General features: G+C 48.0%; 15 protein-coding genes. 9 read left to right on the forward strand and 6 right to left on the reverse strand.

The window, feature by feature from the left end; translation table 11 throughout:
• Positions 1-48: 48 nt before the first annotated feature.
• From VGN67_RS14510 to VGN67_RS14540, 7 genes are all read left to right on the forward strand, one after another.
• Entirely contained in the window at positions 49-1,974 is a 1,926-nt protein-coding gene (locus VGN67_RS14510; RefSeq protein ID WP_327487575.1) for a glycoside hydrolase family 13 protein, read from the forward strand.
• 79 nt (positions 1,975-2,053) lie between these two features.
• On the forward strand, positions 2,054-2,713 hold the full coding sequence (gene pgmB, locus VGN67_RS14515) for a beta-phosphoglucomutase (RefSeq protein ID WP_327487576.1): 660 nt from the start codon (positions 2,054-2,056) through the stop codon (positions 2,711-2,713).
• Positions 2,710-3,291, forward strand: a complete 582-nt coding sequence (locus VGN67_RS14520) for a DinB family protein (RefSeq protein WP_327487577.1) — start codon at positions 2,710-2,712, stop codon at positions 3,289-3,291. The genes pgmB and VGN67_RS14520 overlap by 4 nt, the downstream gene beginning before the upstream one ends.
• Before the next feature lie 25 nt (positions 3,292-3,316).
• On the forward strand, positions 3,317-5,644 hold the full coding sequence (locus tag VGN67_RS14525; protein ID WP_327487578.1) for a glycoside hydrolase family 65 protein: 2,328 nt from the start codon (positions 3,317-3,319) through the stop codon (positions 5,642-5,644).
• 144 nt (positions 5,645-5,788) lie between these two features.
• Positions 5,789-6,229, forward strand: coding sequence for a type II toxin-antitoxin system Xre/ParS family antitoxin (gene parS / locus VGN67_RS14530; protein WP_327487579.1), 441 nt, complete (start codon positions 5,789-5,791; stop codon positions 6,227-6,229).
• 2 nt (positions 6,230-6,231) lie between these two features.
• Complete coding sequence (locus VGN67_RS14535; RefSeq protein ID WP_327487581.1) at positions 6,232-6,681, forward strand: RES family NAD+ phosphorylase; 450 nt, start codon at positions 6,232-6,234, stop codon at positions 6,679-6,681.
• A gap of 227 nt (positions 6,682-6,908) precedes the next feature.
• Positions 6,909-9,143 carry a tetratricopeptide repeat protein gene (locus tag VGN67_RS14540; RefSeq protein WP_327487582.1) on the forward strand — a complete coding sequence of 745 codons (2,235 nt, stop codon included), beginning with the start codon at positions 6,909-6,911 and terminating at the stop codon, positions 9,141-9,143.
• A gap of 19 nt (positions 9,144-9,162) precedes the next feature.
• Here the strand turns inward: VGN67_RS14540 and VGN67_RS14545 are convergent, their stop codons facing one another.
• Positions 9,163-9,912 carry a hypothetical protein gene (locus tag VGN67_RS14545; protein WP_327487583.1) on the reverse strand — a complete coding sequence of 250 codons (750 nt, stop codon included), beginning with the start codon at positions 9,910-9,912 and terminating at the stop codon, positions 9,163-9,165.
• A 454-nt stretch (positions 9,913-10,366) separates the two neighbouring features.
• On the opposite strand from VGN67_RS14545, the gene VGN67_RS14550 reads away from it, so the two are divergent.
• Both VGN67_RS14550 and VGN67_RS14555 read left to right on the forward strand, forming a co-directional pair.
• Positions 10,367-10,996 (forward strand): porin family protein, encoded by a 630-nt coding sequence (locus tag VGN67_RS14550; RefSeq protein WP_327487584.1) that lies wholly within the window; start codon positions 10,367-10,369, stop codon positions 10,994-10,996.
• Positions 10,997-11,034: 38 nt separating this feature from the next.
• On the forward strand, positions 11,035-11,724 hold the full coding sequence (locus VGN67_RS14555) for an OmpA family protein (RefSeq protein ID WP_327487585.1): 690 nt from the start codon (positions 11,035-11,037) through the stop codon (positions 11,722-11,724).
• Positions 11,725-12,049: 325 nt separating this feature from the next.
• Here the strand turns inward: VGN67_RS14555 and VGN67_RS14560 are convergent, their stop codons facing one another.
• The 5 genes from VGN67_RS14560 to rpmI all read right to left on the reverse strand — a co-directional run bounded on the left by VGN67_RS14560 (position 12,050) and on the right by rpmI (position 16,982).
• On the reverse strand, positions 12,050-12,874 hold the full coding sequence (locus VGN67_RS14560; protein WP_327487586.1) for an SDR family oxidoreductase: 825 nt from the start codon (positions 12,872-12,874) through the stop codon (positions 12,050-12,052).
• A 371-nt stretch (positions 12,875-13,245) separates the two neighbouring features.
• The gene (gene dnaK / locus VGN67_RS14565) at positions 13,246-15,150 is read right to left on the reverse strand and encodes a molecular chaperone DnaK (protein WP_327487587.1); all 1,905 of its coding nucleotides are present in this window, start codon (positions 15,148-15,150) and stop codon (positions 13,246-13,248) included.
• A gap of 409 nt (positions 15,151-15,559) precedes the next feature.
• Entirely contained in the window at positions 15,560-16,183 is a 624-nt protein-coding gene (locus VGN67_RS14570) for a hypothetical protein (RefSeq protein ID WP_327487588.1), read from the reverse strand.
• Positions 16,184-16,331: 148 nt separating this feature from the next.
• A complete protein-coding gene (gene rplT / locus VGN67_RS14575) occupies positions 16,332-16,676 on the reverse strand; it encodes a 50S ribosomal protein L20 (RefSeq protein WP_327487589.1) in 345 nt (114 codons plus the stop codon).
• Positions 16,677-16,784: 108 nt separating this feature from the next.
• Positions 16,785-16,982, reverse strand: a complete 198-nt coding sequence (gene rpmI / locus VGN67_RS14580; protein WP_327487590.1) for a 50S ribosomal protein L35 — start codon at positions 16,980-16,982, stop codon at positions 16,785-16,787.
• Positions 16,983-17,011: the final 29 nt, after the last annotated feature.

The following is a 17,011-nucleotide window of genomic DNA, read 5'->3' on the forward strand; positions in this document are numbered from 1 at the left end:
GGTATTTGCTTTAATTTGGCAATCTAAATTGGTATAAACTAAACGTATATGCATAACCTGCCTCGCATTAGACCTTCTATTTACCTTTTTTTATCTATTTTTTTATTTTCCTGCCCAATTTTCGCCCAGAAGATTCAGGTCCAGCGGGTCGAGCCTACCAATTGGTGGGTAGGGATGAAGGAACCCCGGCTTCAGCTCATTTTGCACGGCAAAGACCTGGGAGGTAGCAACGTTGAAATTAGCCATCCGGGCGTACGACTGGAACAGGTACATACGGTTGAAAACCCCAACTACCTGTTTGTTGACCTGACCGTGGGGCCGGATGCCAGACCCGGTACTTTTAACCTGGTACTTACCAAAGAAGTAGCCGTACGCCGCGGGCGACGCACTACCCAGCAACGGGTAAGTACCAGCTTCCCCTACGAGCTCAAGGCCCGGACCAATGAATTAAAAGCCCAGGGGGTAGACCAGTCGGACCTGATATATCTGCTCCTGCCGGACCGCTTCGCCAACGGAGACCCTTCCAATGACCGCTTTGCCGACATGGCCGACACCAAGGCCGACCGGAACGATCCGTTTCTGCGTCACGGGGGTGACCTTCAGGGGGTTATTAACCACATGGATTACTTTAAGGAAATGGGGGTAACTGCCTTATGGTTAAACCCTATCATAGAAAACAACCAGCCCCTGACCAACGAGGGAGGCGTGCAACGCAGTGCCTACCACGGCTATGGTTTTACAGACCATTATCAGGTAGATAAACGCCTGGGCGGCAACACGGCCTACAAGAAGCTGGTGGAAGTAGCCCACGCCAGCGGGATAAAAATAGTGCAGGATGCCGTGTACAACCACGTGGGAATAAACCACTGGTTTATCAAGGACCTCCCCATGAAGGATTGGCTGCACCAGTGGCCCACCTATACCAATACCTCCTACAAAGACCAACCCCTGGTGGACCCCTACGCCTCGGCCATTGACCGGAAGGTAACCTCCGACGGGTGGTTTGTGCCTTTCCTGCCCGACCTCAACCAAAACAATCCCTTTGTAGCCAACTACCTGTTGCAGCACGCGATCTGGACGGTTGAGAAGTTTGGCATTGATGCCTGGCGGGTAGATACCTATATGTACAATGACCTCGAGTTTATGAACCGCTGCAACGCGGCCTTGCTGGAGGAGTACCCACGGCTGCATATATTCGGCGAAAACTGGGTGAATAGCGTAGTAAACCAGGCGTACTTTCAGCGGAACAACTTACAGGTACCTTTCAAAAGCAATCTGCCGGGCTGCACCGACTTTCAGCTACAGTTTGCTATCAATGACGCCCTTAATCAGAATATTGGCTGGAACGAAGGCGTACAGCGACTATACCAGGTACTTGGGCAGGACTATGTTTACGAAGACCCCTCTAAAAACGTAATCTTTCTTGACAACCACGACATGGACCGTTTCCTATCGGTTGTAGGGGAAGATATGCAGAAATACCGGATGGGAATGAGTTGGTTATTGACTTCCCGCGGTATTCCCCAAATCTACTACGGTACCGAAATCCTGATGAAAAACTTCAAGAATCCGTCCGACGCGGAGGTACGTAAGGATTTTCCGGGGGGCTTTCCGGGTGATAAGGAAAATAAATTTCTGACCTCGGGGCGTACCAACGCCGAAAACGAAGCCTTCAACTTTGTAAAGAAACTCGCTACCTATCGCAAAAATACCCCCGCGCTCCATTCGGGAAAACTAATGCAGTACCTGCCTCAGGACGGTGTGTACGTTTATTTTCGCTACGACGATACCAAAACGGTCATGGTGGTTATGAACTCCAATGAAAAGGAGGTTAGTCTCTCTACCGCCCGGTTCTCGGAGCGTATAAAAAGTGCAACCAAAGCTAAAAATGTAGTCACTGACGAAACAATTCCGGTGGTCGAAACGATGAAACTCGCCGCCCGAACGGCCTATGTTTTGGAACTGATTCCGTAAGTTTTACTATCTTTCTTAACCAAAAGAGTGGTTTTGTCACCCTTTTATTATTTTTACCAAATACCAATACCTATAAAGTATGTCTTTTTTACAAGCTTGCCTTTTTGATCTGGATGGAGTAATTGTGGATACCGCCAAGTACCATTACCTGGCCTGGCGGCGAATGGCCAACCAACTTGGGTTTGACCTGACGGTGGAAGAAAACGAGCTGTTGAAGGGAATCAGTCGGATGGAAAGCCTGGAAAAGATTCTGGCAATTGGTGGTGTAAAACTTGATGAAGCAACAAAACTAAGTCTGGCCGCTGAAAAAAATAGTTGGTACCTGGAACTCTGCCAGCAGATGTCGCCCGATGATGTACTGCCGGGAGTACGGGAATTTGTGGAAGAGTTAAAGACCAATCAAATCAGGGTTGGTCTGGGGTCAGCTTCCAGAAATGCTGTACTGATTCTTGACCGTATTGCCATGTTGACCTATTTTGAAACGATTGTGGACGGCAATCGCGTTACCAGGGGCAAGCCTGACCCGGAAATTTTCCTTACCGGAGCGGCCGATTTAGACGTTCTTCCGGCATCCTGCGTTGTTTTTGAAGATGCTATGGCCGGTGTGCAGGCTGCCAAAGCCGGCGGCATGAAGGCCGTTGGGGTGGGCGACCCGGTTGTATTGACGGAGGCCGACGTAGTAATTAAGGGCTTTGAAGGATTGCATGTACAAGATATAAAGCAACTTTTTGTGGTATGAAGACCGACTATGCCGTTTCAGATTTAATAGAGGAAGTGACCCGGGCTCATGTTAATATCCTGGCCAGGGTTAACGATGAACTGGAACGGCTGACGGAAGTCCAGAAAAGTTGGAAACCCGCGGCTGATCAGTGGAGTATTGTGGAATGCCTGGCGCATCTTAACCTTTCCAATACCTACTACATTCGTCAAATTCAAAAAAAGACCGACGACGCCCGGAGAGTTGAAGTTAACCCCGGCGATAAACGCTTCAGCATGAGTGCCAATGGCAAGTTAATGCTGAAGGTTTTGGATCCTGCTTCCAAAATGAAAATACCAGCGCCGCTTTCTGCCCGACCGCGGTCCAATCCTGACCCCAACGCGGTGTTTGAACGCTTTAATGAATTGGAAAACCTGTTTCTGGAACTCGTGCCCCAGACGGCCAAACTGGATTTGGAACAGGAGAAGGTTATTTCACCCTTTGTTAGCTGGCTGAAGTTCCGGGTAGGGGATGTACTCCTGTTTTTAACGGCCCATACCCAGCGCCATGTCAACCAGGCTTTTCGGGTCATGCAGGCTCCCAATTTCCCATTGACCTAAATTAATCCCTATCTCTATACAATTGATGAAAAATTATATTACGCATGACGAATGGTGCATCATTGAGGATGGTTTTCACGCTGAACACAACGAGATAACTGAAAGCCTGATGAGCCTCGGTAATGGCCGTATGGGCCAGCGCGGCAACTTTGAAGAAAAATATACGGGTAAAACTCTGCTGGGTAATTATGTGGCCGGGGTTTACTACCCGGATAAAACCCGGGTTGGCTGGTGGAAGAATGGCTACCCCAACTACTTCGCCAAGGTACTTAACGCCTGTAACTGGATTGGGATCGACATAAAAGTGGGCAAGGAAACCCTGGATCTGAACCAATGCCAGGTTGAAGAGTTTCGGCGGGTACTTAATATGCAGCAGGGAGTTCTTGAACGTACCGCTACGGTTATCCTGCCGGGCGGTCGTCGGCTACGACTTGAGTCCCTTCGCTTCTGTAGCATGGTCGACGACGAAGCCGGCGCTATCCGCTACGCCATTACTCCGCTTGATTTTGACGATACAATTACCATAACTCCCTACCTGGACGGGGATGTTCGGAACCGGGACGCCAACTACGAGGAAAAGTTCTGGAATGAGGTCAGAAAGGAAACCAGCTTTGCCGAAGGGTACCTGACCCTGGAAACCAAAGCCAATCCGTACGGAATTGATCAGTTTCAGGTAACCAGCGGAATGCGCTTTGATATTACCGTAGATGGCGAGTCCATTGCTTTTCATTCACAACCCATCCGGACCGAGAAGTACGTGGGCGGGGAGGTTCAGCTACCGGTAAAACAGGGGCAGGAAGTAGTGGTCTACAAGTACGCCGTGAACCTGTCATCCATGAATTATCCGAAAGATACCCTGGTGGAAGAAGCAAAGGCGTACGTAAACAGGGTCGTTCAAAAAGGATTTGACACCTTACTGGCTGAACACCAGCAGGCCTGGGCCGACAACTGGAGCAAAAACGATATCGTTATCAACGGGGACGTAGCGGCCCAGCAGGGAATCCGGTTTAATATTTTCCACCTGGAACAGACCTACACGGGGGAAGATGAACGGCTGAACATTGGGCCCAAAGGATTTACCGGAGAAAAATACGGCGGAAGTACCTACTGGGATACCGAGGCGTATTGTATTCCTTTTTATCTGTCTACTGCCAAGCAAAAGGTAGCCCGTAACCTGCTTGTTTACCGCCACAAACACCTGCCCAAAGCCATTGAAAACGCCCAGAAGCTTGGCTTTACCGGGGGAGCGGCGCTGTACCCCATGGTGACCATGAACGGCGAGGAGTGCCACAATGAATGGGAAATTACCTTTGAGGAAATTCACCGCAATGGCACCATTGCCTACGCTATCCATGATTACATCCGGTATACCGGCGACCAGGCTTACCTGGCCGAATACGGGCTGGAAGTACTGATTGGTATTTCGAGGTTCTGGAAACAGCGTGTTAACTGGTCGGAGGCGCAGGGGCAGTACGTTATGCTGGGCGTAACCGGCCCTAACGAATACGAAAACAACGTAAACAATAACTGGTACACCAACTACCTGGCCTGTTGGACCCTGCGCTATACTCTGGAATCCCTCGAGAAAGTAAAAGGGATTGATGAAGAACGACTGAAGGAGATAGTTGCCCATACCAATCTGGATGTGGCCGCCGAAACCGAAGCCTGGCGGCACATAATTGAAAATATGTATTTCCCATATGATCCCGAGCGGCAGGTATACCTTCAGCAGCAGGGGTTTCTGGATAAAGAAATTTTAACGGTGGAAGATATTAGGAGTCAACGCCCTATTAATCAGCGCTGGTCCTGGGATCGCATCCTTCGTTCCTGTTTTATCAAGCAGGCTGACGTACTACAGGGACTTTATTTCTTCGAAGAAGATTTTACGGAAGAAGACCTTCGCCGCAACTTTGATTTTTACGAACCAATGACTGTGCACGAGTCGTCGCTGTCGCCCTGTGTGCACGCTATTCTGGCGGCGCGTCTGGGTCGGCCGGAAAAGGCCTATGAAATGTACCTGCGCACCGCCCGCCTGGATCTGGACGACTACAATAACGATACGGAGGACGGCCTTCATATTACTTCTATGGCAGGTACCTGGATGAGCGTGGTGAAAGGCTTTGCCGGACAACGGGTACGGGACGGTCAACTGGTACTGAACCCGTACATTCCTGAGCAATGGAACTCTTACTCCTTCCGGTTGGGATTCCGGGGCGCCTGGCTCCAGGTAGATGTAGCGAAGGACGGTATAAAAGTTGAAAACAGTTCGTCGGAGGATTTGACCCTACTTTTGCACGGAGAGCTTTTGGAGGTAAAAGCCAACGCCGTTACCGAAAAAGTACTGGCGATGTAGTTGTCAATTCATCCTGTCCGGCAGCGACCGGCTCTGCCATTTGCAGAGCCGGTCGCTGTTTTTGTATACTTACTACTTTGAATTGTGGTACAAAAAAATTACATTTACGTTCAGTTGACAGTTTTAAAATAATCATTTGCGAGTATGCAGGTTTCCGTGAGTCAGGTAGTTGCCATACTGGGAGGTAAAAAATCGCTGCAGATAGGGGTGGACAATGCCCTCGATTTTATCCGGGCGGCCGAAAAGGGATTCTCTATTTCGGTGGCGCAGCGCGTTCAGCAACGTCTTGAACTATCAAACAAGCAGTTCAGCCGGTTGCTTAACCTGTCGGAAAGTACCTTTCAGCGCCGGATTAAAAACAAGGCAGCCCTTTCAACCGAAGAAAGCGAGAAAGTAATTGAACTCTCTACCATCATTGCCAAAGGACTGGAAGTGTTTGAGGAAGAGGATGCCCTGAAATTATGGCTGAATACGCCCGTGCTGGCGTTGGGCAACAAAAAACCTGTCGACATCCTTAATTCCTCTCTGGGCCGCGAAGAGGTCATGGACATCCTTTTCCGGATTGAGCACGGCCTTTACTCCTAGGCATGCAGCTGTACCGCATTACTAAGAGTACCTACGCCCACGACCTTATGGCAACAGGTTGTCTTTTCGGGAATGGCCGCTGGCACCGGCGGGGAACCCGGGTACTTTATACTTCTGAGCATGTATCACTGGCCAAGCTTGAAGTACTGGCCAATTCCGTTATACTTCCCAAAAATCAGGTACTTGTTACCATTGAGATACCCGACAACGCTACTAGGAAGGAGCTGAAAGCAGAAAAACTCCCCAAAGGCTGGTGGAGCTTTCCTTATCCTGACTTCCTGGCTAATTTTACCGAACAATGGATCAGGGAAGGTACCAATTGGGTCCTGAAAGTACCTTCTGCTCAATCGGTCAATGAATTTAATTACCTCCTTAACCCGCTGCATCCCGAACATCATTTTGCCAAAGTCCTAAAGGTAGAAGCAATACAATTTGACCAACGTTTGAAATAAAGCGTCAATACCCTTTCTATTGACCTGAACCGGTGACAACGGCTTAGAATTAGCTGTAATAGATGAGATAGATTCAAGAAATTTTTGTAAGAAATAACTAAAGAACATCAGTTTTTGGGTGAGTAATTGCAATATTTTACATTTTGTAGTAGGTTTAAAGGGACTGGAAGTCACTTTGAAACATGGTGGGTGAAAAAGCTTGGTTAAGGGTAGTTTGGTTTTCACTGATGTTCGTAGTGGGTATTTGCTACCGAACCTCAGCGCAGGATTTTCGTGAATGCCAACAGATTTTTGAGCGCTTACTCCCTATTTTCAATCAATCCTTCGAAGACAATAATCCGGCTCTGCTGCATACCAAGGAGTACCGCCGGGAGCTGCTGGAGCTGCAGAAAGCCTATCAGGCCTACCACCGGATATCCTACGCTTATACTGATTCTCTACAACGTACCAACAACGAAGCCGTCCTCCTGGCTTTGTCTGGAAATCATTCTAAATCATTGCGGCTTATGGAATCCCTGGATTCGGTGGGAGGGGACAGCCGGTATAGGTACAACCGCGGCCTGGTGAAGTTACTGAACAAGCAGTACGCCGGAGCGCGGGAGGATTTTTTCTCCAATACGGCAAGTAAGTACTCCAGCCTTAATACCCTGGTAGCCTACGGTCAGGACGGAATGGTGCCGGAAGGAATCAACTACGCCGTGCAGACTGCCCACGGCAATACGGCCGGCAAATGGAACTATACCACCGCCTTACTCTATAAGTTCAATAACCAGCTGGAATTAGCGGTGGATGAGTTAACGGCGGCTATTCGCCAAAAAGACAAGCTTATGGCTTACCGGCTGCAAAGAGGGGATATCCTGATGCGGCTGCATAAAGACAAAAGAGCCGTTGGTGATTTTGAGAAGGTAGCCCGCCAGCATCCCAAGGCCCAAATCAGGTACGCCAACGCCCTGTTGTCCTTAAATCGGTTTCACGAAGCTAAACGGGTTTTTGAGCAGTACCTTGAAGCCGACGAACGTGACTTTCGGGGCAACGCCTACCTGGGATTGGGACATGCCAACTATGGACTTCAGCAGCTAACTGAGGCCCAGCGGTACTACCAACTGGCTGCCTCGGTACTTCATGAAGATAAAGTGGCTCTTTGCGGCCAGGGCAATGTCCTGATTAGTAAACACGAATACGCAAAAGCCAGAAATATTTTTGAACGAATAATTCAGGCCGACAGTACCTACCTTTCGGCCTTCCTGGGCCGGGCGCTGGTCCATTACGGGCTCAAAGAATACAAAGAGGCGCTGAATGATTTCGAAAGGGCCGCTCCGTTACTAGATGAAAATAACCGGGCGCTGGCTGATGTTTTTGTGAGCCGGGGGTACAGCTACTACTACACCCGCCAACCTGCCGCCGCTCAGCTTGACTTTCAACGCGCCATCCGGCTCGATGGCGCCAGCTACGAAGCCCTGGCCGGCATGAGCAATATATTGATTGATCAGAGGAGGTATCCGGAGGCGGGGCAGTACCTGAGTCGTGCGCTGAATTACGAAAAGAATTACGACCGCATGTGGAGTAACTACGGTAATCTGCTGCTGCACTTTGACATGTATAGCAAGAGTTACGACGTATTCAAAAAGGCAGTAGCTTTAAATCCGGCCAATTTGAAGGCCCAGAATGGCTGGGGCGTGGTGTTGTTGGAAAGTGATAAGCTGGATAAATCAATTGCCCTTTTTGATAGTCTGATTAAGGAAAACCCGACCGTACCGTACCTGCTGAATAATCGCGGAATCGTGCAGGCGTACCTGGGTAACCGTCATGAACAGCGCCTACAGAGAATAGATGCAGATTTACGGTATCAGAATGCCGGTCAGGATTTTGAAGAAGCCATGCGAATGGCACCCAGTCGCAAATTTTATAACGTCAACCAAGGCAATGTTTACAAGTACTGGGAGAAGTATGACGAAGCGAGGCTAAGCTACAAAGTTTATCAGGATAAAAGTGCTATAAATAACACGGGAATATTGTACGCGGGGATGGAAAAACTGAAAGATGCCAAATACTACCTCGGCGTAGCCATTGGTTTGGATTCTACCCACCGGGTATTTCAGTTCAATATGTCCTTGCTGGTAAAAGGCAAGTACAAAGACTTAGCCCGGGCGGTAGCCTCAGCCAAAGACGATGGTCCCTATTCGGATATTGGGATCAAGTACAGTCGGGATGGATTCGTTACTATTTATCTGTATGACTATGAATACGATACCCTGTATTTCCCGGGCCGTCATTACCTGCCTTTACCCGTTGATACCTACAACGAAGACTATTTTATTCCTGAATATGATTTTCAATTGATGCCCTACGAGGAAAAGAAGTTTGGAAAAAAGGTTACTAAGAAAGGGAAATATAAATCTCAGAAAGTAAACATGCCCGGACGTTCGCGCAGGTCAGGTACCAAGTGCCCTATTTTCTTCTGATTGCTTATCTGTCAGGTACTTACAGGTGGGTAGGGTGTGGTTGTGAGTGAAGACGATGACTAAAGAAGAGCGAATAAAGTACATACATAAACAGCACCAGTGCCCCAATGCCCGCCAACACCATCAGAGAATAATATTCCGGCTCGCTTTCATGGCGCTTGATAATAATACCCACCATCGCCCAGGCTACCCCCAAAGCTACATAGCCGTTGGAAAGGGCATTTGCCGTATAAAGTCCGATAAAAATCCCGCCCAAAATCATTATAAACGCCCAGGTAACTTCGCTTAACCCGGAGCCATCCCAATTTATGGCGACTAACCAGGCTGTAACATTGGCAATGGTCGCCACGCAAATCCAGCCCAGGTACAAACCAAAAGCAGCTTTGGTAAGGAAGTGACCGGTTTTTCCCAGGTACGGCTGAATATTGTAAAGTCCAAAATTGATACGGAGCAAACAAACCAACAGCAGCAGCATAATGGCCAGCGAAACCGGAAAAAGCTCATAGTGCCAGGCTACAATCCAACTGGCGTTAAGCAGGGAGGAGAACAGGTACCAGCCACTAACATTGGCCACTACCAGATCCACTTCTTCGCGTTTTGGACCGGCGGGTTTCCTCAGTTGGTATCCGGTATAAAGGGCCAGCAATGCATAAATAACCCCCCAGATTGAGAAGGTCAGTCCGGCTGGTACAAACAGGTTAGGGTACTTATCGGATAACTCACCCGTAGTATGGCCATTTAGCGGAAGCCAGTTAGCAAGAAAATTCATTCCAACCATAAGGATAAAACCCAACAGACCGGCTATTCGCCAAAGTCTTGTTGGTGTTTGTGACCGTTCCTGCAAAACCCCCATGTTCTGGTTAGTTGGCATCTCTGTTTTTAGTTAGTTGTGTGTACAGGATTAAAAGTAGCAAATATGTACCAGGTTATAAAATCAAGTACTAGACTAAATATGAGTATTTATTTCCCCTTGTTTTTCATTTATTCCACTACCCGTTTAAACTACGAACCTAAAAAAAATGCAAGGTTTATATTGGCGAGTAGCAGGTAAAACTACTTTCAATCAGGCCAAAATACGGTATAAACTGGCCTCTTTTCTCTTAAAGACGCTTTCTCAATGCGTAGGACGTGTAAAACTGAGCGGGTGGAATAGATATTTATTATCTACGAATAACACTAATTCTTTACATGATATGAAAGCAAAAATATTTTATTTAGTAGCATTGGCAGTCCTATTATCGGCGAGTGCTTCGATGGCGCAGCGCTCTTTTAAACTGGGTCTGAAAGGAGGGGCGAATTTATCAACCCTCCGGGGACAGGATGTATTTAACACCAGTGATCCCTCCATTCGTATAGGAGATAACCAAACCCGATTGACTGGTTTTGTGGGTGGGATGTACGCCCGCTTTGGGTCATCCTTATTTATTCAACCCGAATTTCTCTTCTCCCAAAAAGGGGGTACCTTCAATATTTACCGCGATGGTATCACAAATGACCAGAACCAGGTGGATGTTCGCTTTACCAATATTGATGTTCCGGTTTTGTTAGGTATCCGGATTGGACAGGTACTACGTCTGAACGCCGGGCCCATTGCCTCGCTGCAGGTGGCTCAGAACCAGGGACTGCGGGATGCCTTAAATGATATTGGTGCCCGTTCGGCCCGGGAAAATTTGAATCGGGCTGCACTTGGGTACCAGGCCGGGGTGGGTTTCGATATTGGTAATCTGAGCCTGGACCTTCGTTATGAAGGTGGGCTAAGTAATGTTATTAACACCAACGATTCAAACCTGAATTCTCAGTTGATGCGGAAAGGAAACCTGTGGCAGGCTACCTTAGGCTTTGCTATATTTTAATCATAACTCTATATCATGAGTATTAAAATTGAATTGCTATGAAAAAAATAACGATAGTACTAACGGCGGCTGTTTTGGTAGTCTCTTCCCTGTCAGGTTGTAAAAACAGCAAACTTTCCCGCCAGGAAAAAGGCGCGATAATTGGAGCCGGAGCCGGTGGAGCGGCCGGGGCTGTAATAGGACGAAGGTCGGGCAATACCGCCGTGGGGGCCATTATTGGTGCTGCGGTAGGTGGCTCGGCGGGCGCCCTTATCGGGATTTATATGGATAAGCAGGCCCGTGAACTTGAACAAAAAGTAGAGGGTGCCAAAGTAGAGCGAGTTGGAGAAGGGATAAAAATGACCTTCGATTCCGGACTCCTCTTCGCCTTTGATTCGGAAAAAGTTAACAATGAAACAAGGGGCAATCTGGACAAAATGGCGGAGGTACTCCGGAAATACGAGGATACGGAAATCCTGATTGAAGGCCATACCGATGGTCAGGGGACCGATGCTTACAATAAGCGGTTGTCTAACCGCCGGGCTGAGGCCGTGGCCAATTATTTACGATCGGCTAATGTGTCCAAAAATCGACTGGAAACAGTGGGCTACGGTGAGAATCAGCCGGTTTCCACAAACGATACCGAAGCCGGGCGACAACAAAACCGTCGGGTGGAAGTAGTAATTGTGGCCAATGAAAAGTTGAAGAAGGAGGCCGCTCAGGGCAAAACTCCGATGTCCCTGCGGTAATTGATAGGAATTTAATTCCTTGTTAAAAAAGCCTGGAAGCCCGCTCCACTAATGGAAAGCGGGCTTCTGCGCGTTTAAAAGAATGTGCAATAGAGTATTTAAGCTTGAAGCAGTGGTCGACTAATCATGCATGATTACTTGCGAGAAAGTATAGTACCTGCATTTTTGCGGACACCGCCAGAAGGTAAGTAGTTAGTGCAATAGTACTTGCTGTAAAGGCTGAGAATAGGCACAAAAAAAAGCCTTGACAAAAAATAGTCAAGGCTTTAAAACGACTGGTTGTTCACTCATAATCACTCATACACTCATCCTCAGTGTCCAGCCGTTAGCCATTATCCGAAAACTCTGGATATAATGTCATTCCCCCGTCGATATACAAAGTCTCTCCGTTAACGTAATCTGACTCATCCGACGCCATCCAGGCCACTGCCTTGGCGACATCTTCCGGAGTACCTATCCGACGATAGGGTATTAGTTCAAGTAATTCCTTGTACTTACTTTCATCCGACCACACCTCCTTGTTTATAGGGGTCTTTATAGCACCCGGACTTACTGCATTGACCCGTACTTTATACGGTGCCAGTTCCTGGGCTATTGATTTCATCAGCATTAGTACTCCTCCCTTAGAGGCAGCATAATTAACATGCCCCGCCCAGGGGATAATATCGTGTACCGAACTCATTAATACTATTTTTCCAATAGCTCGGTTCGTTTTGTCCTCTTCGTTACTATTTTTTTGTTGGATGAATTGTCTGGCGGCTTCCCGACAACAAAGAAACTGCCCGGTCAAATTCACATCTATTACTTTTTGCCATTGTTCCAGGGTCATGTCCAGAAACGGTGCATCAACCTGTAAACCAGCATTACTTACCAGTACATCGAGTTTTCCAAATTCGGTGATAGTCCGCTGAAAGATGCCTTTGACATCTTCTTCCTTACTCACATCACCCTGGACCGTAAAACCGCTCCCTCCTCGTTTTTTAATTTCCTGTAGGGTTTCTTCGGCTTCCTCATCACCACTTCTATAGTTAACAACTACCTGGGCTCCCAGACTCCCGAGGTGTATAGCGCAGGCTTGTCCCAGTCCACTGCTTGCACCCGTTACAATGACTACCTGACCTTGAAATTTTTTAAGCCCGTTAGTCGTCATCTTTCTTTCTCGACCGATTTCAGACGTTTCCAGACGCGACGATTAACATTTTTTACTGCCCAGTTCTTAGCCATAGAAATTGCCATAGATACAGCCTCCTTTGGTGATAAGCGATGACTCGATACCAGCTGCTGAGCTATAATAATCGCTCGTTCCCGCGTAGTAGGAGACAAGTACGATAGTTCCGGAGAATTGATTGTTGGTTTCATAAGCTATTTATTTATTGATAGTTACTTCAAAAAATGATACCATTCCAGATTTAGCACGCTGGCGGGGACGGATGTAACCAAAATTTCTCAAATGGCTGGGGTTAGGTAAAAAAAAATCCCCACCACCAACGTGGTAGGGATTCTACACTTAAGGGGGATGGCTTACTTCACCTCTTCAAAATTCACATCAGTAACGTTATCGTCGCTGGTGGTACCTTCGTTGCCCGCCCCGTTTCCATTTTCAGGAGCACCTTCCTGCGGACCGGCGGCATAAATCTCCTGTGAGGCAGCCTGCCAGGCCGTATTCAGCTTTTCCATGGCCGAATCAATACCCGTCAGATCCTGGCTTTGGTGGGCGGTACGTAGTTCGCCAAGTGCGCTTTCAATGCTTGACTTACTTCCAGCTGACAATTTATCTCCGTATTCTTTCAACTGTTTTTCAGTAGAGAAGATAAGCGTATCAGCCGCGTTGATTTTCTCAATTTTTTCCCGCTCAGCTTTATCAGCGGCTTCGTTGGCCTTAGCCTCCTCACGCATCCGGGCTATTTCAGCGTCTGTCAAACCGCTGGAAGCTTCGATTCGGATTTTCTGTTCTTTACCGGTACCCTTATCACGAGCCGATACATTCAGGATACCGTTGGCGTCCACGTCAAAGGTTACTTCAATCTGTGGTATGCCGCGGGGAGCCGGTGGAATATCCGACAGGTGGAAACGTCCCAGGGTACGGTTCTGGTTAGCCAGCGGACGCTCACCCTGCAATACATGGATTTCTACGGAAGGCTGGTTATCAGCGGCCGTCGAGAACGTTTCGGTCTTCTTGGACGGAATGGTTGTATTTGACTCAATAAGCTTAGTGAACACGCTACCCAGGGTTTCAATACCCAAAGACAGCGGAATAACGTCCAGAAGCAGTACGTCTTTTACTTCCCCGGTTAGTACACCCCCCTGAATGGCTGCCCCGATGGCTACCGCTTCGTCAGGGTTAACGCTCTTGGATGGTTTCTTGCCAAAGAATTTTTCTACTTCTTCCTGTACCCTTGGAATTCGGGTTGAACCACCCACCAGAATCACCTCGCTGATTTCGCCGTTGCTGAGGCCGGAGTTCTTCATGGCGCGACGCACGGGTTCCATCATTCGCTGGAAGAGCTTGTCGGCCAGCTGCTCAAACTTGGCCCGGCTCAACGTACGCACCAGGTGCTTGGGGATACCATTTACCGGGAAAATGTAGGGTAGGTTAATTTCGGTTTGGGTCGAGCTCGAAAGTTCAACTTTGGCTTTTTCGGCGGCTTCTTTCAGACGTTGCAGAGCCATTGGGTCCTGCGTCAGGTCTACACCTTCGTCCTTCTTAAATTCATCGGCCAGCCAGTTAATGATTACCTGGTCAAAGTCATCACCTCCCAGGTGCGTATCACCATCCGTAGACTTTACTTCAAATACACCGTCGCCCAGTTCAAGTACTGAAATATCAAACGTACCACCTCCCAGGTCAAATACCGCAATGCGCATATCCTGGTTTTGCTTGTCCAGGCCGTACGCGAGGGCCGCTGCCGTAGGCTCGTTGATAATACGTTTTACATCAAGGCCGGCAATTTGACCGGCTTCTTTGGTAGCCTGGCGCTCGGCGTCGTTGAAGTAGGCAGGTACTGTAATAACTGCTTCTTTTACTTCCTGGCCCAGGTAATCCTCGGCCGTTTGCTTCATCTTTACCAGAATAAAAGCAGAAATTTCCTGGGGAGTGTACTGACGGTCGCCAATACGAACCCGGGGTGTATTGTTAGGGCCTTTTTCTACATCGTAGGCCACGGTTTTCATTTCGCTGCTGACATCATCGTAGCGCTTTCCCATGAAGCGTTTAATGGAGCTGATGGTATGCTTGGGGTTGGTGATTGCCTGCCGTTTGGCCGGTGCACCTACCTTACGTTCACCATTTCCATTGTCCATGAACGCTACCACTGATGGAGTTGTACGTGCCCCCTCGCTGTTAGCTATCACTACGGGTTCGTTCCCTTCCATGACAGCTACGCAGGAGTTGGTAGTTCCTAAGTCAATGCCAATAATTTTTCCCATTGTATATACGTGTTTATGCAGTTCTTTAATGTACTATTTTGTTACAAAAAGCCTGTACCAATCGCGTATACATAGTTTTTATCCTGACAAATTGGCACAAATCAGGCTAAAAGAAGGAATTTTACACCTGGAATGCTGAATGGCGGTTTTTCTCCGATGGGAACAGTACTTTACCGCCGCCCTAAGAAGCAGGGGAAATAGAAACCGGATAGTAAAGCAGTTGAGAAAATGGAAAAGCAGCCAAAGTACCTTACATACAACCTGGTAGGAGTGGGAAGCGCAGGTCGGTACTTTGATTGATAACTCAGGTAAGAAAAAAGTACTCCTACATCCTGCCTCATCCAATAGACAAGATGACAGAGTACTTTATCAATATCAGGGGAAAGTCTGCCAATAATAGGCCTGCGTACTATTTCTGGCCAAACAATCCGCCCAGCAAACCACCTAATCCAGGGGCGTCTCCTTTGTTTCCGGAAGTACCTGAGGTATTCCCCAACAGGCCGCCACCCAGGCGCTGGAGGTCATTCATGTCCAGTTTGCCGTCGGCGAGCGCATACCCTATTTCATTGAAGTTTATACCATTGCCTTTTTGAGCGGGGGAAGCAGTACTGGCACTACCACCCAACAAACTACCAAGGATGCTGTTAAAATCCATACTTGAGTCATTAGGGTTACTCGTCTTATTTATGAAACGACTCAATACGGCGGGTAGTACCGCTGCCACAATACCACTGGCAATGGCGGGAGAGAGACCAAAACGTTCGACAAGTTTGGAGGTGGCCGTTTGGGAAATTGACGAGACAATCGGGTTCGCCAGCATAGAAGCAATGCCACCACCCCCAACGGTACGACCCGACAACAGGCCCATGACCCCATCCAGGTTTCCCTGCTGTACCTCCTGCTGCATGCCGCCCGTTATGGAGCCCATCAAGGTTTGCATAACATCCCGATTATATTGGTCAGGTACGGCCGGATTTTTTACCACGGCCTCCTGTGACTGGTCTTTGATAAGGTTAAAAAGCTGATCTAACATAGTATTGCTGGTTTAAAGATATTTATCCTACTGAGGCAGACGCTCAGGTACCTAAGGTTTTCAGGATAAACTACCAGCCGGTACTACTTTGTTATGAAGAAAAGGGGAAGAGCAAAAAAAATCCCCACCGAAGTGGGGATGGGCTGTTTTATTTAACTTTATCGACGATTGCTTTGAAAGCATCCGGATGATTCATTGCCAAATCAGCGAGTACTTTGCGGTTCAGCGAAATGCCTGCTGCATTTAATTTACCGATAAAAGCGGAGTAAGATAATCCGTTTTGACGGGTTCCGGCGTTGATACGCTGAATCCACAAAGCCCGGAAGTTACGCTTCTTTTGCTTACGACCGATGTAAGCATACTGCAATCCACGCTCAACGGCGTTTTTTGCTACGGTCCATACATTCTTGCGACGACCAAAGTACCCTTTGGCCATTTTCAAAATTTTCTTGCGTCTTGCACGTGACGCTACGTGATTTACTGAACGTGGCATAATTTACCTGTTTTTTGACGGTCGGTGCTCTAATCTTTCGGGAGACTTTTTAAACCGACAATCGGGTTGAACAAAAAACCAATTATTAAAACTAATAAAAGGGGGGCCTTATTTAACGGCCAAAAGAGCCAGCACGCGGCGTTCGTTAGTCTCATCCACAAGGCCGGTTTTTACCAGATTGCGCTTGCGTTTGGTAGACTTCTTAGTCAGAATGTGGCTGTGAAAAGCGTGCTTACGCTTAATTTTACCAGTTCCAGTCAGCTTGAACCGCTTCTTGGCGCCGGAATTTGTTTTCATTTTAGGCATGATAAAAAACGTCTGAACGGTTAAAAAAT

It is taken from the genome of Telluribacter sp., assembly GCF_035998675.1.
In the GTDB taxonomy this organism is placed as follows: domain Bacteria; phylum Bacteroidota; class Bacteroidia; order Cytophagales; family Spirosomataceae; genus Telluribacter.